The sequence below is a fragment of the Streptococcus suis genome, assembly GCF_016743335.1.
Lineage (GTDB): Bacteria > Bacillota > Bacilli > Lactobacillales > Streptococcaceae > Streptococcus > Streptococcus suis_Y.
Window position 1 is genome coordinate 14,332 of sequence record NZ_WCJE01000025.1, and the last position, 18,850, is coordinate 33,181.

The 18,850-nt window shown below is 41.7% G+C and carries 16 protein-coding genes; all 16 read left to right on the forward strand.

Annotated features, from left to right (window positions below):
• Positions 1–46 precede the first annotated feature (46 nt).
• The gene (locus F9856_RS07945) at positions 47–370 is read left to right on the forward strand and encodes a PTS lactose/cellobiose transporter subunit IIA (protein ID WP_011922241.1); all 324 of its coding nucleotides are present in this window, start codon (positions 47–49) and stop codon (positions 368–370) included.
• A gap of 32 nt (positions 371–402) precedes the next feature.
• Positions 403–708 (forward strand): PTS sugar transporter subunit IIB, encoded by a 306-nt coding sequence (locus F9856_RS07950; RefSeq protein ID WP_002935430.1) that lies wholly within the window; start codon positions 403–405, stop codon positions 706–708.
• A gap of 12 nt (positions 709–720) precedes the next feature.
• Complete coding sequence (locus tag F9856_RS07955) at positions 721–2,022, forward strand: PTS sugar transporter subunit IIC (protein ID WP_024414650.1); 1,302 nt, start codon at positions 721–723, stop codon at positions 2,020–2,022.
• 151 nt (positions 2,023–2,173) lie between these two features.
• On the forward strand, positions 2,174–4,618 hold the full coding sequence (locus F9856_RS07960) for a glycyl radical protein (protein ID WP_024407593.1): 2,445 nt from the start codon (positions 2,174–2,176) through the stop codon (positions 4,616–4,618).
• Between the two features lie 14 nt (positions 4,619–4,632).
• Positions 4,633–5,301, forward strand: a complete 669-nt coding sequence (locus F9856_RS07965; RefSeq protein ID WP_024407592.1) for a fructose-6-phosphate aldolase — start codon at positions 4,633–4,635, stop codon at positions 5,299–5,301.
• A 31-nt stretch (positions 5,302–5,332) separates the two neighbouring features.
• Positions 5,333–6,289, forward strand: a complete 957-nt coding sequence (locus tag F9856_RS07970; RefSeq protein ID WP_202106285.1) for a glycerol dehydrogenase — start codon at positions 5,333–5,335, stop codon at positions 6,287–6,289.
• Positions 6,290–6,408: 119 nt separating this feature from the next.
• Positions 6,409–7,503, forward strand: a complete 1,095-nt coding sequence (locus F9856_RS07975) for a glycerol dehydrogenase (RefSeq protein WP_024376526.1) — start codon at positions 6,409–6,411, stop codon at positions 7,501–7,503.
• 169 nt (positions 7,504–7,672) lie between these two features.
• Positions 7,673–8,749, forward strand: a complete 1,077-nt coding sequence (locus tag F9856_RS07980; protein WP_029188745.1) for an aspartate-semialdehyde dehydrogenase — start codon at positions 7,673–7,675, stop codon at positions 8,747–8,749.
• Positions 8,750–8,821: 72 nt separating this feature from the next.
• A complete protein-coding gene (gene dapA / locus F9856_RS07985; protein WP_202106286.1) occupies positions 8,822–9,757 on the forward strand; it encodes a 4-hydroxy-tetrahydrodipicolinate synthase in 936 nt (311 codons plus the stop codon).
• Positions 9,758–9,970: 213 nt separating this feature from the next.
• The gene (locus F9856_RS07990) at positions 9,971–11,323 is read left to right on the forward strand and encodes an NAD(P)/FAD-dependent oxidoreductase (RefSeq protein ID WP_202106287.1); all 1,353 of its coding nucleotides are present in this window, start codon (positions 9,971–9,973) and stop codon (positions 11,321–11,323) included.
• A complete protein-coding gene (locus tag F9856_RS07995) occupies positions 11,313–12,776 on the forward strand; it encodes a helix-turn-helix domain-containing protein (protein WP_044775984.1) in 1,464 nt (487 codons plus the stop codon). The genes F9856_RS07990 and F9856_RS07995 overlap by 11 nt, the downstream gene beginning before the upstream one ends.
• Before the next feature lie 228 nt (positions 12,777–13,004).
• On the forward strand, positions 13,005–14,519 hold the full coding sequence (gene glpK, locus F9856_RS08000) for a glycerol kinase GlpK (RefSeq protein ID WP_029944276.1): 1,515 nt from the start codon (positions 13,005–13,007) through the stop codon (positions 14,517–14,519).
• Positions 14,520–14,594: 75 nt separating this feature from the next.
• Positions 14,595–16,424 (forward strand): type 1 glycerol-3-phosphate oxidase, encoded by a 1,830-nt coding sequence (gene glpO, locus F9856_RS08005; RefSeq protein WP_202106288.1) that lies wholly within the window; start codon positions 14,595–14,597, stop codon positions 16,422–16,424.
• A gap of 13 nt (positions 16,425–16,437) precedes the next feature.
• Positions 16,438–17,145 carry an MIP/aquaporin family protein gene (locus F9856_RS08010; RefSeq protein ID WP_044681930.1) on the forward strand — a complete coding sequence of 236 codons (708 nt, stop codon included), beginning with the start codon at positions 16,438–16,440 and terminating at the stop codon, positions 17,143–17,145.
• Between the two features lie 131 nt (positions 17,146–17,276).
• Positions 17,277–18,227, forward strand: a complete 951-nt coding sequence (locus F9856_RS08015; RefSeq protein WP_202106289.1) for a VOC family protein — start codon at positions 17,277–17,279, stop codon at positions 18,225–18,227.
• Positions 18,228–18,239: 12 nt separating this feature from the next.
• Positions 18,240–18,842 carry an alpha/beta hydrolase gene (locus F9856_RS08020; protein ID WP_236659577.1) on the forward strand — a complete coding sequence of 201 codons (603 nt, stop codon included), beginning with the start codon at positions 18,240–18,242 and terminating at the stop codon, positions 18,840–18,842.
• Positions 18,843–18,850 lie beyond the last annotated feature (8 nt).

The following is an 18,850-nucleotide window of genomic DNA, read 5'->3' on the forward strand; positions in this document are numbered from 1 at the left end:
AAGAAATATAATAACTTACAAATAAAACAAATCGGAGGAAAAAGAAATGGAAATGATTGTTGCAGATCAATTGATCATGGGATTGATTATTTATGCTGGAGATGCGAAAAGTCACGCCTACCAAGCTTTGTCGCTTGTCAAAGCAGGTGAAGAAGAGCGAGCAGAAGAGGAATTAGAATTGGCAGATGCAGCATTATTAGAAGCTCACAATATGCAGACAAAATTCTTAGCACAGGAAGCTGGGGGAGCAAAATCTGATATTACAGCACTATTTGTCCATTCGCAAGATCATTTGATGACATCTATTACAGAGATCAATTTGATTAAAGAAATCATTGATTTGCGGAAAGAACTAAAAAAAGTTGGCTAAAACAAAAAAATTATATTTAGGAGGAAACCGAAATGGTTAAAATCGCTCTATTTTGTGCCGCTGGTTTTTCTACAGGCATGTTGGTAAACAACATGAAGATTGCAGCAGCAGACGCAGGTGTCGAAGTAGAAATCGACGCGCATTCCCAAGGGAAAATTGCAGATTACCTTGACGAAATTGATGTAGCTTTATTGGGACCACAAGTAGCATATACGCTTGATAAGTCTAAAGCGCTCTGTGATGAAAAGCAAGTCCCTATTGCCGTGATTCCAATGGCAGACTACGGGATGTTGGACGGGAAAAAAGTTCTTCAATTGGCACTCAGCATGGTTTCATAAAGGAGTATGGTCATGTCCAAAATTGATACACAAAAAATTATTGTCCCAATCATGAAATTTGTGAATATGAAAGGGATTATCGCTCTAAAAGATGGTATGTTGGCTATCTTGCCTTTAACAGTAGTTGGTAGTATTTTCTTAATTTTGGGGCAATTGCCTTTTGAAGGCTTAAATGCTGCAATAGCTTCTATATTTGGAGCGGAATGGACTGAACCGTTTATGCAAGTCTATAGCGGAACCTTTGCAATTATGGGCTTGATTTCTTGTTTTGCGATCGGCTATTCTTATGCCAAAAATAGTGGAGTTGAGCCTCTCCCTGCGGGCGTACTGTCCTTGTCTTCATTCTTTATCCTCTTGAAATCTTCTTATATTCCAGTTGATGGAGAACCAATCGGTGATGCCATCGCAAAAGTATGGTTTGGTGGTCAAGGAATTATCGGTGCGATTATTATTGGTTTGGTAGTGGGCGCTATCTATACGACTTTTATTCAGCGTCATATTGTTATCAAGATGCCTGAACAAGTACCGCAAGCTATTGCCAAGCAGTTTGAAGCTATGATTCCAGCTTTTGTCATCTTTTTGCTATCTATGATTGTCTATATTGTTTCCAAGATGGCGACAAACGGTGGTACATTCATTGAAATGATTTACGATGTGATTCAAGTGCCACTACAAGGTTTGACAGGTTCATTACCAGGTGCGATTGGAATTGCTTTCTTCATTTCCTTCCTCTGGTGGTTTGGTGTACATGGTCAGTCAGTTGTCAATGGTGTCGTTACTGCTTTACTATTGTCAAACCTCGATGCCAATAAGGCCCTTTTAGCAGCAGATAAATTGTCTCTGGAAAATGGCGCCCACATTGTGACCCAACAATTCTTGGATAGTTTCTTGATTATGTCAGGTTCAGGTATTACCTTTGGTATTGTTTTTGCAATGCTATTTGCTGCAAAATCAAAACAATATAAGGCTCTTGGTAAGGTAGCGGCCTTTCCTGCACTCTTTAACGTTAATGAACCAGTCGTCTTTGGTTTCCCAATTGTGATGAATCCTGTTATGTTCTTACCATTTGTCTTGGTACCAATCCTAGCGGCTTTCATTGTCTACGGTGCAATCTCAATAGGCTTTATGCAACCATTTTCAGGTGTGACCCTACCATGGTCTACTCCAGCAATCATTTCTGGTTTTATGGTGGGTGGTTGGCAAGGTGCAGTTGTTCAAATCATTATTTTAGCTGTCTCAACTATTGTTTATTTCCCATTCTTCAAAATCCAAGATAAGATTGCCTATGAAAGTGAAATGAAAGAAACAGTTTAGTCAATGATGTCAGACAAAAGAGTTGCACAAATGTGCAACTGGCTACGGAAATCTTAGCTCTCACAAGCATCAATTGACAATAACCCCTATTACAGGATATACTTAATTTACAAACGAAACAAAATTAAGTTTCGAAAGAAAGGGTATAACTATGAAAACAGTGACTGAAGTAGCTGGCACTAGCATTAAAACTGAGTATTTTGGAAGTCTGACAGATCGGATGAACAAATACAGAGAAGATGTCCTTGATAAGAAGCCCTATATTGATGCGGAACGGGCTGTTTTAGCAACAAAAGCCTATCAAGAACATAGAGAAAAGCCCAATGTATTAAAAAGGGCCTATATGCTCAAAGAAATATTGGAGAACATGACGCTTTATATTGAAGAAGAAAGTCTGATTGCAGGTAACCAAGCTTCTTCAAATAAAGATGCTCCCATCTTCCCAGAATATACCTTAGAGTTTGTATTGAATGAATTGGATTTATTCGAAAAACGGGATGGGGATGTCTTCTATATTACCGAGGAAACCAAGGAGCAGTTGCGCAGCATCGCTCCATTCTGGGAAAAGAATAATCTTCGTTCACGTGCAGGTGTCTTGCTTCCAGAAGAAGTTCAAGTCTATATGGAAACTGGCTTCTTTGGTATGGAAGGTAAGATGAACTCTGGCGATGCCCACTTGGCAGTCAATTACCAAAAGGTATTGGAACAAGGGTTGCGTGGTTTTGAGGAGCGAGTTCGTGAAGCAAAGGCTAATCTCGATTTGACGGATCCTGCAAGTATTGATAAATATCATTTCTATGATTCAATCTTTATCATCATTGATGCGGTGAAAGCATACGCAGATCGTTTTGTCGCCTTGGCTACTGAATTGGCAGAGAAAGCTCCAACCGCTCAACGCCGTCAAGAACTACTGGAGATTGCACGGATTTGTGCGAAGGTGCCGTATGAACCTGCTGAAACATTTGCAGAGGCAGTGCAATCTGTCTGGTTTATCCAGTGTATCTTGCAAATCGAGTCAAATGGACATTCTCTATCCTATGGACGTTTCGACCAATACATGTATCCGTATGTGAAAGCTGATTTAGAAGCAGGACGTGAAACGGAAGATAGCATCGTCGAACGCTTGACTAACTTGTGGATTAAGACCATTACTATCAACAAGGTTCGTAGTCAATCACATACCTTCTCATCTGCTGGTAGTCCACTATACCAAAATGTAACCATTGGTGGACAAACACGTGATAAGAAGGATGCTGTCAATCCACTTTCTTACTTAGTATTGAAATCTGTTGCCCAAACACACCTGCCACAGCCAAACTTGACTGTTCGCTATCATGCAGGCCTAGATGCTCGTTTCATGAATGAATGCATCGAAGTGATGAAACTTGGCTTTGGTATGCCTGCCTTCAACAACGATGAAATTATCATTCCATCCTTTATTGAAAAAGGTGTCTTGGAAGAAGATGCCTATGACTACAGTGCGATTGGTTGTGTAGAAACAGCTGTTCCTGGTAAATGGGGTTACCGTTGTACAGGTATGAGCTATATGAACTTCCCGAAAGTGTTGTTGATTACCATGAATGATGGGATTGACCCTGCATCAGGCAAACGATTTGCACCAGCCTTTGGTCACTTCAAAGATATGAAATCCTTTGAAGAGCTTGAAACGGCATGGGAAAAGACACTTCGTCATCTAACACGGATGAGTGTTATCGTTGAAAATGCAATTGACATTGCTTTAGAAAGAGAAGTACCAGACATTCTCTGCTCGGCTCTGACAGATGACTGTATCGGTCGTGGCAAGCACCTGAAAGAAGGCGGAGCGATTTACGATTACATTTCTGGTCTGCAGGTTGGCATTGCCAATTTATCTGATTCTCTAGCAGCAATCAAAAAATTAGTCTTTGAAGAAGGACGATTGACTCCAGAAGAATTGTGGCATGCTTTGGAAACAGACTATGCTGGAGAGCGTGGTAAAGAAATCCAGGAAATGTTGATTGAAGATGCACCAAAATATGGTAACGATGATGATTATGCAGACCAATTGGTAACAGCAGCGTATGATATTTATATCGATGAGATTGCCAAATATCCAAATACTCGCTTTGGTCGTGGTCCGATTGGTGGTATCCGTTATTCAGGTACATCATCCATTTCAGCAAACGTTGGACAGGGGCGTGGTACCTTAGCAACTCCAGATGGTCGAAATGCAGGTACACCGTTGGCAGAAGGTTGTTCTCCATCACATAATATGGATAAAAATGGACCGACATCCGTTTTGAAATCAGTTGCCAAATTACCAACGCATGAAATTGTTGGAGGCGTTCTGCTCAATCAGAAGGTCAATCCACAAACACTTGCCAAAGAAGAAGACAAACAAAAATTAATTGCCCTCTTGCGGACATTCTTTAACCGCTTGCATGGCTATCATATTCAGTACAATGTTGTCTCTCGAGAAACCTTGATTGATGCACAACTACATCCTGAAAAACACCGTGATTTGATTGTCCGTGTAGCAGGCTATTCAGCATTCTTCAATGTATTGTCGAGAGCAACACAAGACGACATCATTGGTCGTACAGAACATACATTGTAAAAGAGGTTATTATTATGGAATTCATGCTGGACACCTTAAATATAGAGGAAATACGAAAATGGGCTGAGGTTTTACCCCTTGCGGGGGTGACCTCAAACCCAACGATTGCGAAGAAAGAAGGTGACATTGACTTTTTTGAACGTTTGCACCTTATCCGTGACATCATCGGTCCAAATGCTTCACTACATGTGCAAGTTGTGGCAAAGGATTATGAAGGGATTTTGGCAGACGCTAAAAAAATTCGTGAATTGGCACCGGAAAATGTCTATATTAAGGTTCCGGTAACGCCTGCTGGTTTGGCTGCCATGAAAACATTGAAAGCGCAAGGCTATCAGATTACAGCAACAGCGATTTATACCGTTTTTCAGGGCTTGTTAGCTATTGAAGCGGGTGCAGATTACTTGGCACCGTACTACAATCGCATGGCCAATCTGAATATTGATTCGAATGCGGTCATCGCTCAGTTATCAGAAGCGATTGATAGGGAGTGTTCGGAAAGTAAAATTTTAGCGGCGTCATTCAAAAATGTGGATCAAGTGAACCAAGCATTTGCAAATGGGGCGCAGGCTATTACGGCAGGTGCAGATGTATTTGAAGCAGCTTTTTCTATGCCATCCATTGAAAAGGCGGTAAATGATTTTGCAGATGATTGGTCTGCCATTCATGGAAGGTATACTATCTAAACAGTTCTATATTATAAAATAAGGGGGCACTATGAAACAATTCTCAGGTCTTTCACGCACTATACAAGGAAATCATCTTTTAGACACTTGTGCGATTGACATTTTGAAAATAGGTCATCGCCCCCTTGTTTTATGTGCAAAACAGGAGTATAATACGACTATAGAAAACTTTGTGAAAGTTTTAACTTGTTATGGACTTATTGTTAAAATAGCCTATATGGAGGAGTGGGACCAGAACTTGGTTGAAGAATGTGGGGAAGTTGGTTTCCGACATTGTGCAGACCATATTATTGGCATTGGTAATAGTTCTGTGGCAGCTTGTACAAAGTCTGTTGCGGATTTACTAGACTTGCCAGCCGTTCTTATACCGACTTCACCGTTTACCACTCTGCCTCGGCTATCGGTGGAAAATATGAAAAGAGAGCAACCATTGTTTAATGAGTCCATCCAGCTAATTATCGCGGATAGGGACCAATTATTGACACAACCTACCTCGGAGTTGATGAATGGAGTGGTCAATACTCTTCTTTATCTAGCAGCCATAAAAGAAGTAAAAAGAAATCATCTATTCAGTTTGGTAGATGATATTCTTATCAGAGGTTTTGAAAGCGTTTTATTTAACAGTAGTCTTCAAGCTATAGAGGATTTTGAAGCCCGGATATTATCAAAAGAAGTACAAGATGTCTTAGAAGTTCTTTCTACTTGTGTAACATTAGACCTACCTAGTGATGCTTGGGACGTGATTCAACAAATAGAATCAAAGCTCAGCGAAAGAAGAGAGGATTTAGTGGATGAGCCATTGAAACGAAATCTTGTCCTCTATTTGCTTCTGACCTATTTGACTCAGGAATCAGAAGAATTTCAAGCCAGGCTGAAGTGGTGTCAACAGTTGCTTTTGTCTGCCAACTCTAGCAATCTATCGTCGCTGGAGGCAGTTTTCAAGGAAATTGCACTAGAGATGGGAGAAGATTGCTCGACACGTTGCTAGTAGGCATCGCTGTACAATGGCAATATTAAAAATATGGGCTCGTGCCTCTTGCTTTCGGCAATGCTAACTTCGTTTATTACTCAATATAACACTATCTATTATTTCAAGGAGGGATTCTTATGAAAGTATTTGCAAGTCCATCTCGCTATATTCAAGGTAAACATGTTCTTTTCCAAGGTGCAGAAGCTATCGGAAAATTGGGAACAAAGCCTTTGATTCTTTGTGATGATTTAGTATATGGGATTGTCGGTGAGAAGTTTTTGTCCTATCTCGTTGAAGAAGGGATGCAAGTCCATCGTGTGGCCTTTAATGGAGAAGCATCTGACAAGGAAATCCAGCGCGTCGTAGAAATCGGAAAAGAACAAGCTAGTGACGTCGTAATCGGTCTAGGTGGTGGCAAGACGATTGACTCAGCCAAGGCGATTGCTGATTTACTAGGAGTGCCAGTCGTCATTGCTCCAACTATTGCTTCAACAGATGCTCCGACATCTGCTTTATCTGTCATTTATTCTGAAGAAGGGGCGTTTGAACGCTATATTTTCTATAAGAAAAATCCAGATCTTGTCTTAGTAGATACAGCGATTATTTGTCAAGCACCGCCACGTCTTTTGGCTTCTGGTATTGCGGATGGCTTGGCGACGTGGGTAGAAGCGCGTGCTATTTTACAAAGCAATGGAACAACAATGGCAGGAGGAGGTCAGACACTTGCTGGTATCGCTATTGCACAAGCCTGTGAACAAACACTCTTTGAATATGGACTTCAAGCCATGGCCAGCTGTAAAGCCAAGGTTGTGACAGCTGCTTTAGAGAACATTGTTGAAGCCAATACCTTGCTAAGTGGTTTAGGCTTTGAAAGTGCAGGTTTGGCCGCGGCGCATGCGATACACAATGGATTCACCGCCTTGGAGGGAGACATTCACCATTTGACACATGGTGAAAAAGTGGCTTATGGGACCTTGACCCAGCTCTTCTTGGAAAACCGTCCGAAAGAAGAATTGGAAAAATACATCCGTTTCTATCAAGCCTTGAGTCTTCCAACAACTTTGGAGGAGTTACATTTGGCTGATGCTGGTTATGAAGATCTATTGAAAGTCGGCCAACAAGCGACGATTGAAGGAGAAACAATTCACGGTATGCCATTTGCTATTTCAGCAGAAGACGTTGCAGAAGCTCTGATGGCTGTTGACTACTATGTTCGCTCGTTAGATAAATAAGAAGAGCATTCACAGTTGAGCATGTCCATCTAAACTTGTGAATAGAGGTTCGAAGTAATTGCCTTGGGAAATTCTTTCTCAGGGCTTTTCATTTGAAAAAATTATGATATAATTGTTAAATATAAAATATTTAGAAAATTTTGAAGAATTGATCTAAAGGAGATTTTTTATGGCTTATGTAGTAGCTGTTGTTGGTGCGACTGGTGCAGTTGGTGCCCAAATGATTAAAATGTTGGAAGAGTCAACACTTCCAATCGAGAAAGTGCGTTTCCTTGCTTCTGCTCGTTCAGCAGGCAAGACCTTGCAGTTTAAGGGGCAGGATATTGTCATTGAAGAAACAACAGAAACAGCTTTTGAAGGCGTGGATATTGCCCTCTTCTCAGCTGGTGGTTCTACATCTGCCAAGTATGCTCCATACGCAGTAAAAGCAGGAGCGGTTGTCGTTGATAACACTTCTTACTTCCGTCAAAATCCAGATGTACCATTGGTTGTTCCTGAGGTTAATGCTCACGCGCTTGATGCCCACAATGGTATTATCGCATGCCCTAACTGTTCAACTATTCAAATGATGGTTGCGCTTGAACCTGTTCGTCAGAAATGGGGCTTGGAGCGGATTATCGTATCGACCTATCAGGCGGTTTCTGGTGCAGGTATGGGAGCTATCTTGGAAACCCAAGCTCAATTGCGTGCAGTCTTGAATGATGGAGTAGAGCCAAAAGCGGTAGAAGCAAATATTCTTCCTTCTGGTGGCGATAAGAAGCACTACCCAATCGGTTTCAATGCGATTCCGCAAATCGACCTCTTCACTGAAAATGACTACACTTATGAAGAGATGAAGATGACAAAAGAGACTAAGAAAATCATGGAAGATGACAGTATTGCTGTTTCTGCAACCTGCGTCCGCATTCCAGTCCTGTCTGCCCACTCTGAGTCTGTTTACATTGAAACAAAAGAAATTGCTCCAATTGATGAGGTAAAAGCAGCCATTGCAGCTTTCCCAGGCGCAGTTTTGGAAGATGATGTGGCAAACCAAGTCTATCCACAAGCTGTCAATGCAGTTGGTAGCCGCGATACCTTTGTCGGTCGTATCCGTAAGGACTTGGACAAGGAAAACGGTATTCATATGTGGGTTGTCTCTGACAACTTGCTTAAAGGTGCAGCATGGAACTCTGTTCAAATCGCTGAAACCCTTCATGAGCGTGGTCTAGTTCGTCCAACGGCAGAATTGAAGTTTGAATTGAAATAATTTTATTAACCAAAAGTACACAAAAGGCTGCACTCAGCCTTTTTTAGCAACAATCAGTAAGAGAGGAAGCCTATGTCTATTCAAGATTTACGTGATGTAAAAATCATAACAGCCATGATTACGCCCTTTAAAGAAGATGGTGCAATTAACTATGATGTGTTGCCAGAATTGGTCGAACATTTATTGGCTCATCATACGGAAGGAATTTTGTTGGCAGGAACAACTGCCGAAAGTCCAACTTTGACTCACGAGGAAGAACTAGAACTATTTGGTGCTGTGCAAAAAATTGTCAACGGTCGTGTTCCATTGATTGCAGGTATCGGTACCAATGATACGCGCGATTCGATTGAGTTTGCTAAGGAAGTTGCGGCTTTCGGTGGATTTGCGGCAGGTCTTGCCATCGTACCGTATTATAACAAGCCTTCACAAGAAGGAATGTACCAGCACTTCAAGGCTATTGCGGATGCTTCTGATTTGCCAATCATTATCTACAATATCCCAGGTCGTGTCGTGGTCGAAATGACGCCAGAAACCATGTTACGTTTGGCTGAGCATCCAAACATCATCGGTGTTAAAGAGTGTACAAGCCTTGCCAACATGGCTTACCTAATTGAGCATAAACCAGAAGACTTCTTGATTTATACAGGTGAGGACGGCGATGCCTTTCATGCTATGAACCTTGGAGCCGATGGTGTGATCTCCGTTGCTTCACATACCAATGGTGATGAAATGTATGAGATGTTTACTGCTATTGAGCAGCAAGATATCCGAACAGCAGCTGCCATTCAACGCAAGTTTATTCCGAAAGTTAATGCTTTATTCTCTTATCCAAGTCCTGCACCAGTTAAAGCAGTTCTTAACTATATGGGATTTGAAGTTGGACCACTCCGCTTACCATTGGTACCATGTCCAGAAGAAGATGCAAAACGCATTATCAAGGTTGTCGTTGACGGCGACTACGAAGCAACCAAAGCGACCGTAACAGGAGTTGTACGACCGGATTATTAAAATAGTCAGGGGAGTGACTATTTTAACGTGAGTTAGAGCATAAAGAGTGAGGTGTTTAGAAAAACATTAATCTAGAGGAGCTTCTGGCCATCTTCCTCGTTTTATTTAAGTTTACACAAGCACATCAGTTATCTGGTGTGCTTTTTAGTTGCAAGCCTTTTCAATTTTTTGGCATTCTTGATATAATGACTAAAAACGATAAAAGGATTAAGTATGAATATTGTTATTATAGGTGCCTCCTTTGCTGGTTTAAGCGCAGCTTTGGAATGTCGCAAATTGTATCAAAATGCTCAAATAACACTAATTGATAGAGAAAAAGATGTGGCTTACTTTCCAAATACCTTGAATTGGAAAGTGGCAGGAAAAATTTCTGGTTGGGAAGAAGCGAAGATTTCTTTGTTCAGTGAGGTGCAGCATGCAGCTATTTCTTGTCTTTTTGAAACAGAATTTCTCGCAGTTTATCCCGAAATGCGAAAGGTAAAGATACGGCATCATCAAGATATAGGTGATATTATTTATGACCGGCTAATATTGGCTATGGGAGCTAGTCAAACATGGGAATGGGGAACGGAAGAACTTCAAGACTATCTAGTTCGTTCAAAAACGCTATCTCAAGCACAAGCTAGTCTAGAGAAATTGACAAATGCAAAAACAGTTGCAGTGATCGGGGCAGGACAGATTGGTTTGGAAAGCTTGGATGCACTTAGCCAGTTGGATTTGAATTTGCATGTGTTTGAGGCGCAAGATTCACTCCTTGCAAAGTACGTTGATGAGGATATGATTGCGTCGATTCGTCAAGAGATGGAAAAAAGAGGAATCCAACTTCATTTATCCGAAACAGTCAATCAGATAACGATTGATACTCAGGAAGAACAGCTGGTTTGTCATACAGTCACAGGTAATTATCCAGCTGATTTAGTCTTGCCATCCACCAATTTGACGCCCAATATTCAGCTAGTGAAAGACAGGCTAAAAGTGACTGCAGAAGGGACTGTATGGGTGGATGAGTTTCTTGAAACAAGTCAAGAGAATATTTTTGCTGTAGGTGATTTGGTCAGTCTCCCAGTAGATTATTTTGGCCAGGCATATCTTCCGATGATTCATCATGCGATTATGACAGGGAGGATGGCTGCTCGAAATTTGCAAAAGAGGATTGCTCCTATTAAGAGAGCCCAGCGGATTGTTTCTAGTCATGTATTTGGCTATTATATAACTAGCCTTGGCTTGACCGAGAGTGAGGCGAGCTTGTGGTTGGAGAGTAAATCGATCCGGATTAGAAGGTCATATAGCCAGTGGGAACCAACTTTAGTAGATTTCAAGCTGATTGTCGAAGAAACGAGTGGGCGCATCATAGGGGGACAACTCGTTTCTACTGCAGATTATATTGAACAGATGGATGTACTGTCTCTAGCGATTTCAAAGGATTTGACCGTCTTTGACTTGGTAGAACATTCTTGGCTCTGTCTTCCTGGAAATACTCCTCTGGTCCCCTTCATCGTAGAGACCGCTCAAGAGTATATTCGGCAATTTTATCAGGTTGATGGGGAGGGTGTCTATGCGGATTGATTCCTTATTGGAAAAGCGTGAGCGCGCCATTTATCAGCTTCTCCTCTACTTAGAAGATAGGAAAGAGGCGCCATCGCTAAAGGATATTTGCCACTATTTAGAATTGTCAAAATCAACTCTTCTTCGCTATATTGTATCTTTCAATGAAGAAGCAGAAGTAACCGACTTGGGACTCTCTTTTCAACTCGAAGATGAAAAGGTCTTTTTGAAGAAAAAGGCCAGTTTAAGTCTTCATCGGATCCTAGCCTATCTCTGTCAAACCAGTACCAAATATCAAATTATTGTTTATTTATCTGATAAGGAAGAGGTTTCTATTCAACAGCTGGCTCAAGAATTGCTGATAAGCGAAGCGACTTTGAATCGCCATCTTGCCTCTTTGAACCAGATATTGGCAGAATTTGGTATTGGAATCAAAAGTGGTCGTCTAAAAGGTAGTGAGCTTCAAATACGGTACTTTTTACATCAAATGTTGAGTTTGACTACTACGAGAGCGGAATTACAAGAAGAGTTTATGCTAGGGAAAATAGAGGCCTTATTGCCGGTTTTCGAACGCTTCTATCAATCGCCGCTCAATCCCAAGCAAGCCCATCGTCTGTTGTTGTGGTTAATGATTTCACAGCAACGCTCTCGATTGCGACAGCTAGATTTTAAGCATCTTTACAAATTGATGGAACCCTATCAAGAACATAAGTTTTACCGACGTTTGAGAAAGATGTATTTTACACTAAGTCAGCAACAATCCACCTCTTTCCAAGAAGGGGAGATTATGGCGTTGTTTGCTTTCCTGTTTAGCCATTTCATTTTAGCGCCGCATCAATTAGAGCAGGTTCTTGGTTTCGGTGGGCCGATTATGGAAGCTACCTCTTTGGCTCTTCAGAAATTACGGTTATATTTTGAGGGAAATTTACCAGTCTCAGAAGAAGCGCTCTATCATCTGAACCAAATTATGAGCCAGCTATATTTCTTTTATTCTTCCCTTGAACTGGAAGAAGTAGAAGCTTCTAGTTTCTATCCAGAAGCAGAAGACTTGCTAAAAGATGTCTATAAATCAGTTTTTCATAGAAAAGTCGATAAAGAAATAAGGAACTCTTATCTGACAAATATTGCGGATTTGTATATTTATTTTAGTCAGGTCCAGCCTATACAGGTCAAGGTTGCTTTTGCTTCTTCCCTACATGAGGTTCTATCCTATCCTCTCTTGTTGCAACTAAGGGAGAAGTTAGAAGGCAATCGTCAGGTTCTTATTGAGCCCTACCAAGCAGGATATGACTATGATTTGATCATTACAGATTACCTCGAAAATACAAGCGTTCCAGTTTATTGCCTAGGAAATCGATTGAAAATCCAAGACATCGTACAATTAAAGGCATGGATACAGGATATATATCATCAAAAGTCCTGTCAATCAGAGATTATGGCGACCAAAACTTCTTTTCCTATCGAGCATCGCTAGATGATGTCAGATAGTCTTTGTGAAAAATGTAAGTGCATTTAACCTTGAAAAATTTATTTTATAAACTCTGATAACAGTTGATAGAATCATCTTTCTAGCCACTGCTTATCAGATTTTTTTATTTTTTTGAAAAAAATGATAGGAAAAATTCACAAGAATGGGTTAGAATAGAATTACCAAGAAAACGGAAGCGTTTTCAACAAAAGTAAATAAACAGGAGGGAGACCTATGTCTACTGAAAAATACATCATGGCCATTGACCAAGGAACTACAAGTTCACGTGCCATTATCTTCAATAAAAAAGGTGAAAAGGTTGGCAGTTACCAAAAAGAGTTTACGCAAATTTTCCCTAAACCAGGTTGGGTTGAACACAACGCCAATGAAATTTGGAATTCTGTTCAGTCTGTGATTGCAGGGTCCTTTATCGAAAGCGGTGTTCGTCCTGATCAGATTGAAGGAATTGGTATTACCAACCAGCGTGAAACAACCGTTGTCTGGGATAAGGAAACAGGTCTTCCAATCTACAATGCCGTTGTCTGGCAATCTCGTCAAACAGCTCATATTGCTGACCAGCTGAAGGCGGATGGTCATGCAGATATGATTCATCAAAAGACAGGTCTAGTAGTCGACGCCTACTTCTCAGCAACCAAAGTTCGTTGGATTTTGGACCAAGTTCCTGGAGCACAGGAACGTGCTAAAAAAGGTGAGATTCTATTTGGAACCATTGATACTTGGTTGGTATGGAAATTGACCGATGGGAAATGCCATGTGACGGATTATTCAAACGCAGCTCGTACCATGCTCTACAACATTGAAGAGTTGAAATGGGATGATGAAATTTTATCTCTTCTCAATATTCCAAAAGCCATGTTGCCGGAAGTTCGTTCAAACTCTGAAGTTTATGGCACAACAGCTCCATTCCATTTCTATGGCGCAGAAGTGCCAATCTCTGGCATGGCAGGTGACCAACAGGCAGCTCTGTTTGGACAATTGGCATTTGAGCCAGGTATGGTGAAAAATACTTACGGAACTGGTTCCTTCATCGTGATGAATACAGGTGAAGAGATGCAGTTGTCACAGAACAACCTTCTCACAACAATTGGCTATGGTATCGGCGGCAAAGTCTATTATGCGCTTGAAGGATCTATCTTTATCGCTGGTTCGGCGGTTCAATGGCTCCGTGACAGCATGCGAATGGTGACTACATCACCTGAGTCAGAAGAGCTTGCTCGTAAGTCTACCAGCAATGATGAAGTCTATGTTGTTCCAGCTTTTACAGGACTTGGAGCTCCGTATTGGAACTCAGATGCGCGTGGTTCAGTATTCGGCTTAACTCGTGGAACAACTAAAGAAGACTTCGTCAAAGCAACTCTTCAATCCATTGCCTACCAAGTTCGTGATGTTATTGATACCATGCAATTGGATACAGGTATTGATATTTCTGTCTTGAAGGTTGACGGTGGTGCAGCTATGAACAGCCTCCTCATGCAATTCCAAGCAGATATTTTGGGTATTGAAATCGCACGCGCTCAAAACCTTGAAACTACAGCTCTTGGAGCAGCATTCTTAGCAGGTTTAGCAGTTGGTTTCTGGAAAGATTTGGATGAATTGAAAGAACTCAACGCTGTCGGCCAATCCTTCCAACCAACCATGAACGAAGCTCGTAAAGAACAACTTTACAAGGGATGGAAAAAAGCTGTCGCAGCAACTCAACTATTTGCAGAAGTGGATGAGGAGCAATAAAGGACTTGTTAGCTAGGGGAAAGAAGGCTTTCCTCTTGTTAGACAGTCCTATTCGAAAGTTAGGAAGTGAATCGTATGGAATTTTCAAAAGAAACAAGACGCTTAGCTATTGAGCGAATGCAGGATCGTCAACTTGACCTCTTGATTATCGGGGGTGGTATTACAGGTGCTGGTGTGGCTTTACAGGCAGCTGCAAGTGGCATGGAAACAGCCTTGATCGAAATGCAGGACTTTGCAGAAGGAACATCCAGCCGTTCAACAAAATTGGTTCACGGTGGTCTTCGCTACCTCAAACAATTTGACGTGGAAGTGGTATCCGATACCGTATCTGAACGTGCTGTAGTACAAAATATTGCCCCACATATTCCAAAGCCAGACCCGATGCTCTTGCCAGTCTACGACGAGCCAGGTTCAACCTTCAGTCTTTTCCGTTTGAAAGTGGCTATGGACCTCTATGATCTCTTGGCTGGTGTTAACAATACGGACCTTGCCAATAAGGTGTTGACAAGAGAAGAAGTGCTGGAACGTGAACCAAACTTGAAGCAAGAAGGATTGATTGGTGGAGGAGTTTATCTTGACTTCCGTAACAATGATGCCCGCTTGGTTATTGAAAATATCAAACGTGCAGCCAAGGATGGTGCCTTGATTGCCAGCCGTGTCAAAGCTGAGAAATTCATCAAAGATGAGGTTGGAAAAGTTGTCGGTATCATTGCTCGTGATTTGCTGACAGACCGCACCTTTGAAATCCGTGCGCGTTTGGTCATCAATACAACAGGACCATGGAGTGATGAAGTGCGTAATCTGGATGGAGAAGGTTCAGGCGTTCTCCAGATGCGTCCGACCAAGGGTGTGCACCTAGTTGTCGATAGCTCTCGCTTGTCTGTACCACAGCCGACTTACTTTGATACTGGCTATGCGGATGGTCGAATGGTCTTTGTCCTTCCACGTGAAAATAAAACTTATTTTGGTACGACAGATACAGACTATACTGGTGATTTGGCAAATCCAATGGTAACCCAAGAAGATGTTGACTACCTGCTTGATATTGTCAATAATCGCTTCCCAGAATCAAACTTGACCTTGGATGACATTGAGAGCGGTTGGGCAGGTCTTCGTCCCCTCTTGTCTGGAAATGGTGCTTCTGACTACAACGGTGGAAATAATGGTAAGCTCAGCGATGGCAGCTTTAATAGCTTGATTGAAACGGTCAAAGGTTATTTGAACAATGAAAAGACACGTGACGATGTGGAACATGATTTGACACATTTGGAAGGTAGCGTTTCTGAAAAACACTTGGATCCTTCAGCTGTATCACGTGGCTCTGCCCTTGACCGTGATGACAATGGTTTGCTGACTCTTGCTGGTGGTAAGATTACTGACTTCCGTAAGATGGCGGAAGGTGCAATTGAAAAAGTGGCAGACATTCTCAAAGAAGAACATGGTCGCAGCTTCAAACTCATCAATTCTAAGACCTATCCAGTCTCTGGTGGTGAATTGAACCCTGCAAACGTAGCAGAAGAAATCGAACATCTGGCTCAACTAGGTGTGAAGAAAGGTCTTGTCTATGATGATGCGCTTTACTTGGCAAACTTGTACGGCTCAAATGCTCCAAAAGTCTTTGCATTAAACCATAAAGTAGAAGCCGTTTCTGGCTTGAACAAGCGTGATTTGCTTTCCCTTCACTATGCTATGAAGGAAGAGATGACCTTGACTGCAGTTGACTATCTTCTTCGTCGTACCAACTACATGCTCTTTATGCGTGAGCAGTTGGATGCAGTTGCGCCTGAAATCATCAAGGAAATGGCAGCTTATTATGCTTGGTCAGAGGAAGAAGTTGCTCAACAGGAACAATTGTTGGCAGATACACTTGTTAAGAATGATTTGACCCATTTGAAAGAAAAATAGAAAGAGGTGCATGATGACAAATGAATTAATCGGTGAAGTACTGGGTACTGCCTTGCTGATATTACTTGGTAACGGTGTTGTAGCAGGGGTAGTACTAGATAAGAGTAAGGCCAAGGATGCTGGTTGGATTGTAATCACAATTGGTTGGGGTCTAGCAGTAGCCATGGCAGCTTTTGTGAGTGGTTTATTGGGACCTGCCCACCTCAATCCAGCTGTATCAATTGCAATGGCTTTTGCAGGAAATCTCCCATGGGCTTCTGTAGTCCCTTACATTCTTGCACAATTTATCGGAGCCTTTATCGGAAGTATCTTGGTCTACCTCATGTACAAAGATCACTATGATGCAACAGAAGACACTGGTGCTGTGTTGGCAACTTTCTCTACTGGACCTGCCATCCGCAACCTTGTTTCCAATACCATTAGCGAAGCAATCGGAACCTTTGTTTTGGTCTTGGGATTACTGGCTTTCGGTCAGTATGATTTTCCAACAGGGCTTGGCACTTTAATCGTCGGTGGTTTGATTGTATCACTCGGAGTTTCTCTTGGTGGTCCAACAGGATATGCCCTAAACCCTGCGCGTGATCTTGGTCCTCGTATCATGCATGCCATCCTTCCATTGAAGCACAAGGGCGATTCAGATTGGGGCTATGCTTGGGTACCAGTAGTTGGTCCAATCATCGGAGGCTTGCTTGCGGCTCTCCTTTATGGTCTCATTTTTTAAAAAATATCCTTCTCTAATCAGCAATGGTTAGGGAAGTTTTTTATTACTTGACTGTCAATCGTGAGCAAAAGATTGTTGTTTGTCAATAATTAGTGATAAAATAAGTCTATCAACATCAGTGAGGTCATCTTATGAACAATACAGGTATTCATCACATTTCAAGCTTGGTAGGAAATATTCATCAAGCCTATCATTTTTATCATCATATACTTGGTTTGAAATTGACCTTGAAAACTGTCAATCAAGAAGATTCAAGCATGTATCATCTCTTTTTGGGTGATGATGAAGGTCGCTTTGGAACGGAATTTACCATTTTTGATATGCCCAATCATCCTAGTCATCGGCTTGGCAGCAATCGTTTAGAACGAACCGTTTTTCTGGTTAAAGATTTTGCTGCCTTGGAATTCTGGCAGAAAAGACTGACAGAGTTTGAAGTGGAAAACGAAGGAATTCAGGCTTTTGGAAATGGGCATATTCTGAATTTCCAAGATGAAGATGGCCAGTTGCTTGGCTTGACCTATCATAACGCTATCGGAGAAATGTTTCCGTATAAAACAGATGAAATTCCGTCAGAATACGCTATTCTTGGCATCGCCAGTCTACATATGCGGATTCGTGAAGAAAAGGAGTTGTTATCTTTGCTGACAGAGACTTTTGGTTTTGTCGAGGAAAGTCGATTTGTCTTTGAAGATAAGATGGTGATTTCTCTTCTCTTTGACAACACCTTCCAACATCGGCTATATTTGATACTTGACCAAGAGTCGCCAATCAGCGTGATGGGAGTCGGGGCCATTCATCATATTGCATTTGGTGTCTTAAATGAGTCCGACTTGGAAGACCTGATTAGTCGCTTAAATCTCATCAATCGTCCACATTCTGGTATCATTAATCGAGATTTCATTCATTCCTTGTACTTCCGAGCGCCCAATTATCTCATGTTTGAGGTCGCGACCATGGCTGGCGAAAGAGAGGCTACCATGCCAAGACAAGATAAGCTGCTAGATAAAGTTGAACTGTTCTTGCCAAGTTTCTTTGAAGAGGACAGACAGGAAATCGAAAAAAATCTCTCCCAACGTTATTAGGAGAAATGAGATATGGATTATCGCTTTATCAAAGGGACCAGTCCCCGTCTTTTGGTCTTTTTCCACGGCACAGGTGGCAACAAGGAATCCATGCTCTTTCTCCGCCAACAGTTGGATCCAAAAGCTTCTGTCCTTTCTTTCGATGGCAGTTGGGGTCAAGGCAGGGAAAGGCGTTTCTTTGCCCCGCTGATCGACGGTCAGTTGGATCTTGTTGATTTTGAAATGCGCTTGTCGGCTTTTCTGGATTTTTGGCAGGACTTGGACATCCGAGATTATCGTCAGATTACTTTCGTAGGTTTTTCAAACGGTGCTAATTTCATCATGGGCTTGTTGACCAAGCAAGCAAACCTGGCGGACAATTATATCTTACTCCACCCTTCGGCCTTAGGTTATGCTTTTCCTATGGAAAATGGCAGAGCAGAACTTTTATTTACGTTAGGTCAGAATGATGTGTTAATTGACCAAATGGTTCTTGAACATCTTGTAGATGACTGGCAAGCATCAGCTTTTCCCAAAGCCAACCTAGTTCGTTTTGACAAGGGACATTTTTTAAGTCAGGATGAATTGACCTATATCAAAAATTGGTATCAAGAAAGAATAGACAAAAAGACCTGAACAAATAA

What these genes read in the sequence shown, in the direction of transcription:
- F9856_RS07970 (WP_202106285.1), top strand. Translation starts at nt 5,333, where the DNA reads ATGAAACAATTCTCAGGTCTTTCACGCACTATACAAGGAAATCATCTT.
- F9856_RS07980 (WP_029188745.1), top strand. Translation starts at nt 7,673, where the DNA reads ATGGCTTATGTAGTAGCTGTTGTTGGTGCGACTGGTGCAGTTGGTGCC.
- F9856_RS08020 (WP_236659577.1), top strand. Translation starts at nt 18,240, where the DNA reads ATGGATTATCGCTTTATCAAAGGGACCAGTCCCCGTCTTTTGGTCTTT.
- F9856_RS07990 (WP_202106287.1), top strand. Translation starts at nt 9,971, where the DNA reads ATGAATATTGTTATTATAGGTGCCTCCTTTGCTGGTTTAAGCGCAGCT.
- glpO (WP_202106288.1), top strand. Translation starts at nt 14,595, where the DNA reads ATGGAATTTTCAAAAGAAACAAGACGCTTAGCTATTGAGCGAATGCAG.
- F9856_RS07945 (WP_011922241.1), top strand. Translation starts at nt 47, where the DNA reads ATGGAAATGATTGTTGCAGATCAATTGATCATGGGATTGATTATTTAT.
- F9856_RS08010 (WP_044681930.1), top strand. Translation starts at nt 16,438, where the DNA reads ATGACAAATGAATTAATCGGTGAAGTACTGGGTACTGCCTTGCTGATA.
- F9856_RS07975 (WP_024376526.1), top strand. Translation starts at nt 6,409, where the DNA reads ATGAAAGTATTTGCAAGTCCATCTCGCTATATTCAAGGTAAACATGTT.
- F9856_RS08015 (WP_202106289.1), top strand. Translation starts at nt 17,277, where the DNA reads ATGAACAATACAGGTATTCATCACATTTCAAGCTTGGTAGGAAATATT.
- F9856_RS07955 (WP_024414650.1), top strand. Translation starts at nt 721, where the DNA reads ATGTCCAAAATTGATACACAAAAAATTATTGTCCCAATCATGAAATTT.
- glpK (WP_029944276.1), top strand. Translation starts at nt 13,005, where the DNA reads ATGTCTACTGAAAAATACATCATGGCCATTGACCAAGGAACTACAAGT.
- F9856_RS07965 (WP_024407592.1), top strand. Translation starts at nt 4,633, where the DNA reads ATGGAATTCATGCTGGACACCTTAAATATAGAGGAAATACGAAAATGG.
- F9856_RS07960 (WP_024407593.1), top strand. Translation starts at nt 2,174, where the DNA reads ATGAAAACAGTGACTGAAGTAGCTGGCACTAGCATTAAAACTGAGTAT.
- dapA (WP_202106286.1), top strand. Translation starts at nt 8,822, where the DNA reads ATGTCTATTCAAGATTTACGTGATGTAAAAATCATAACAGCCATGATT.
- F9856_RS07950 (WP_002935430.1), top strand. Translation starts at nt 403, where the DNA reads ATGGTTAAAATCGCTCTATTTTGTGCCGCTGGTTTTTCTACAGGCATG.
- F9856_RS07995 (WP_044775984.1), top strand. Translation starts at nt 11,313, where the DNA reads ATGCGGATTGATTCCTTATTGGAAAAGCGTGAGCGCGCCATTTATCAG.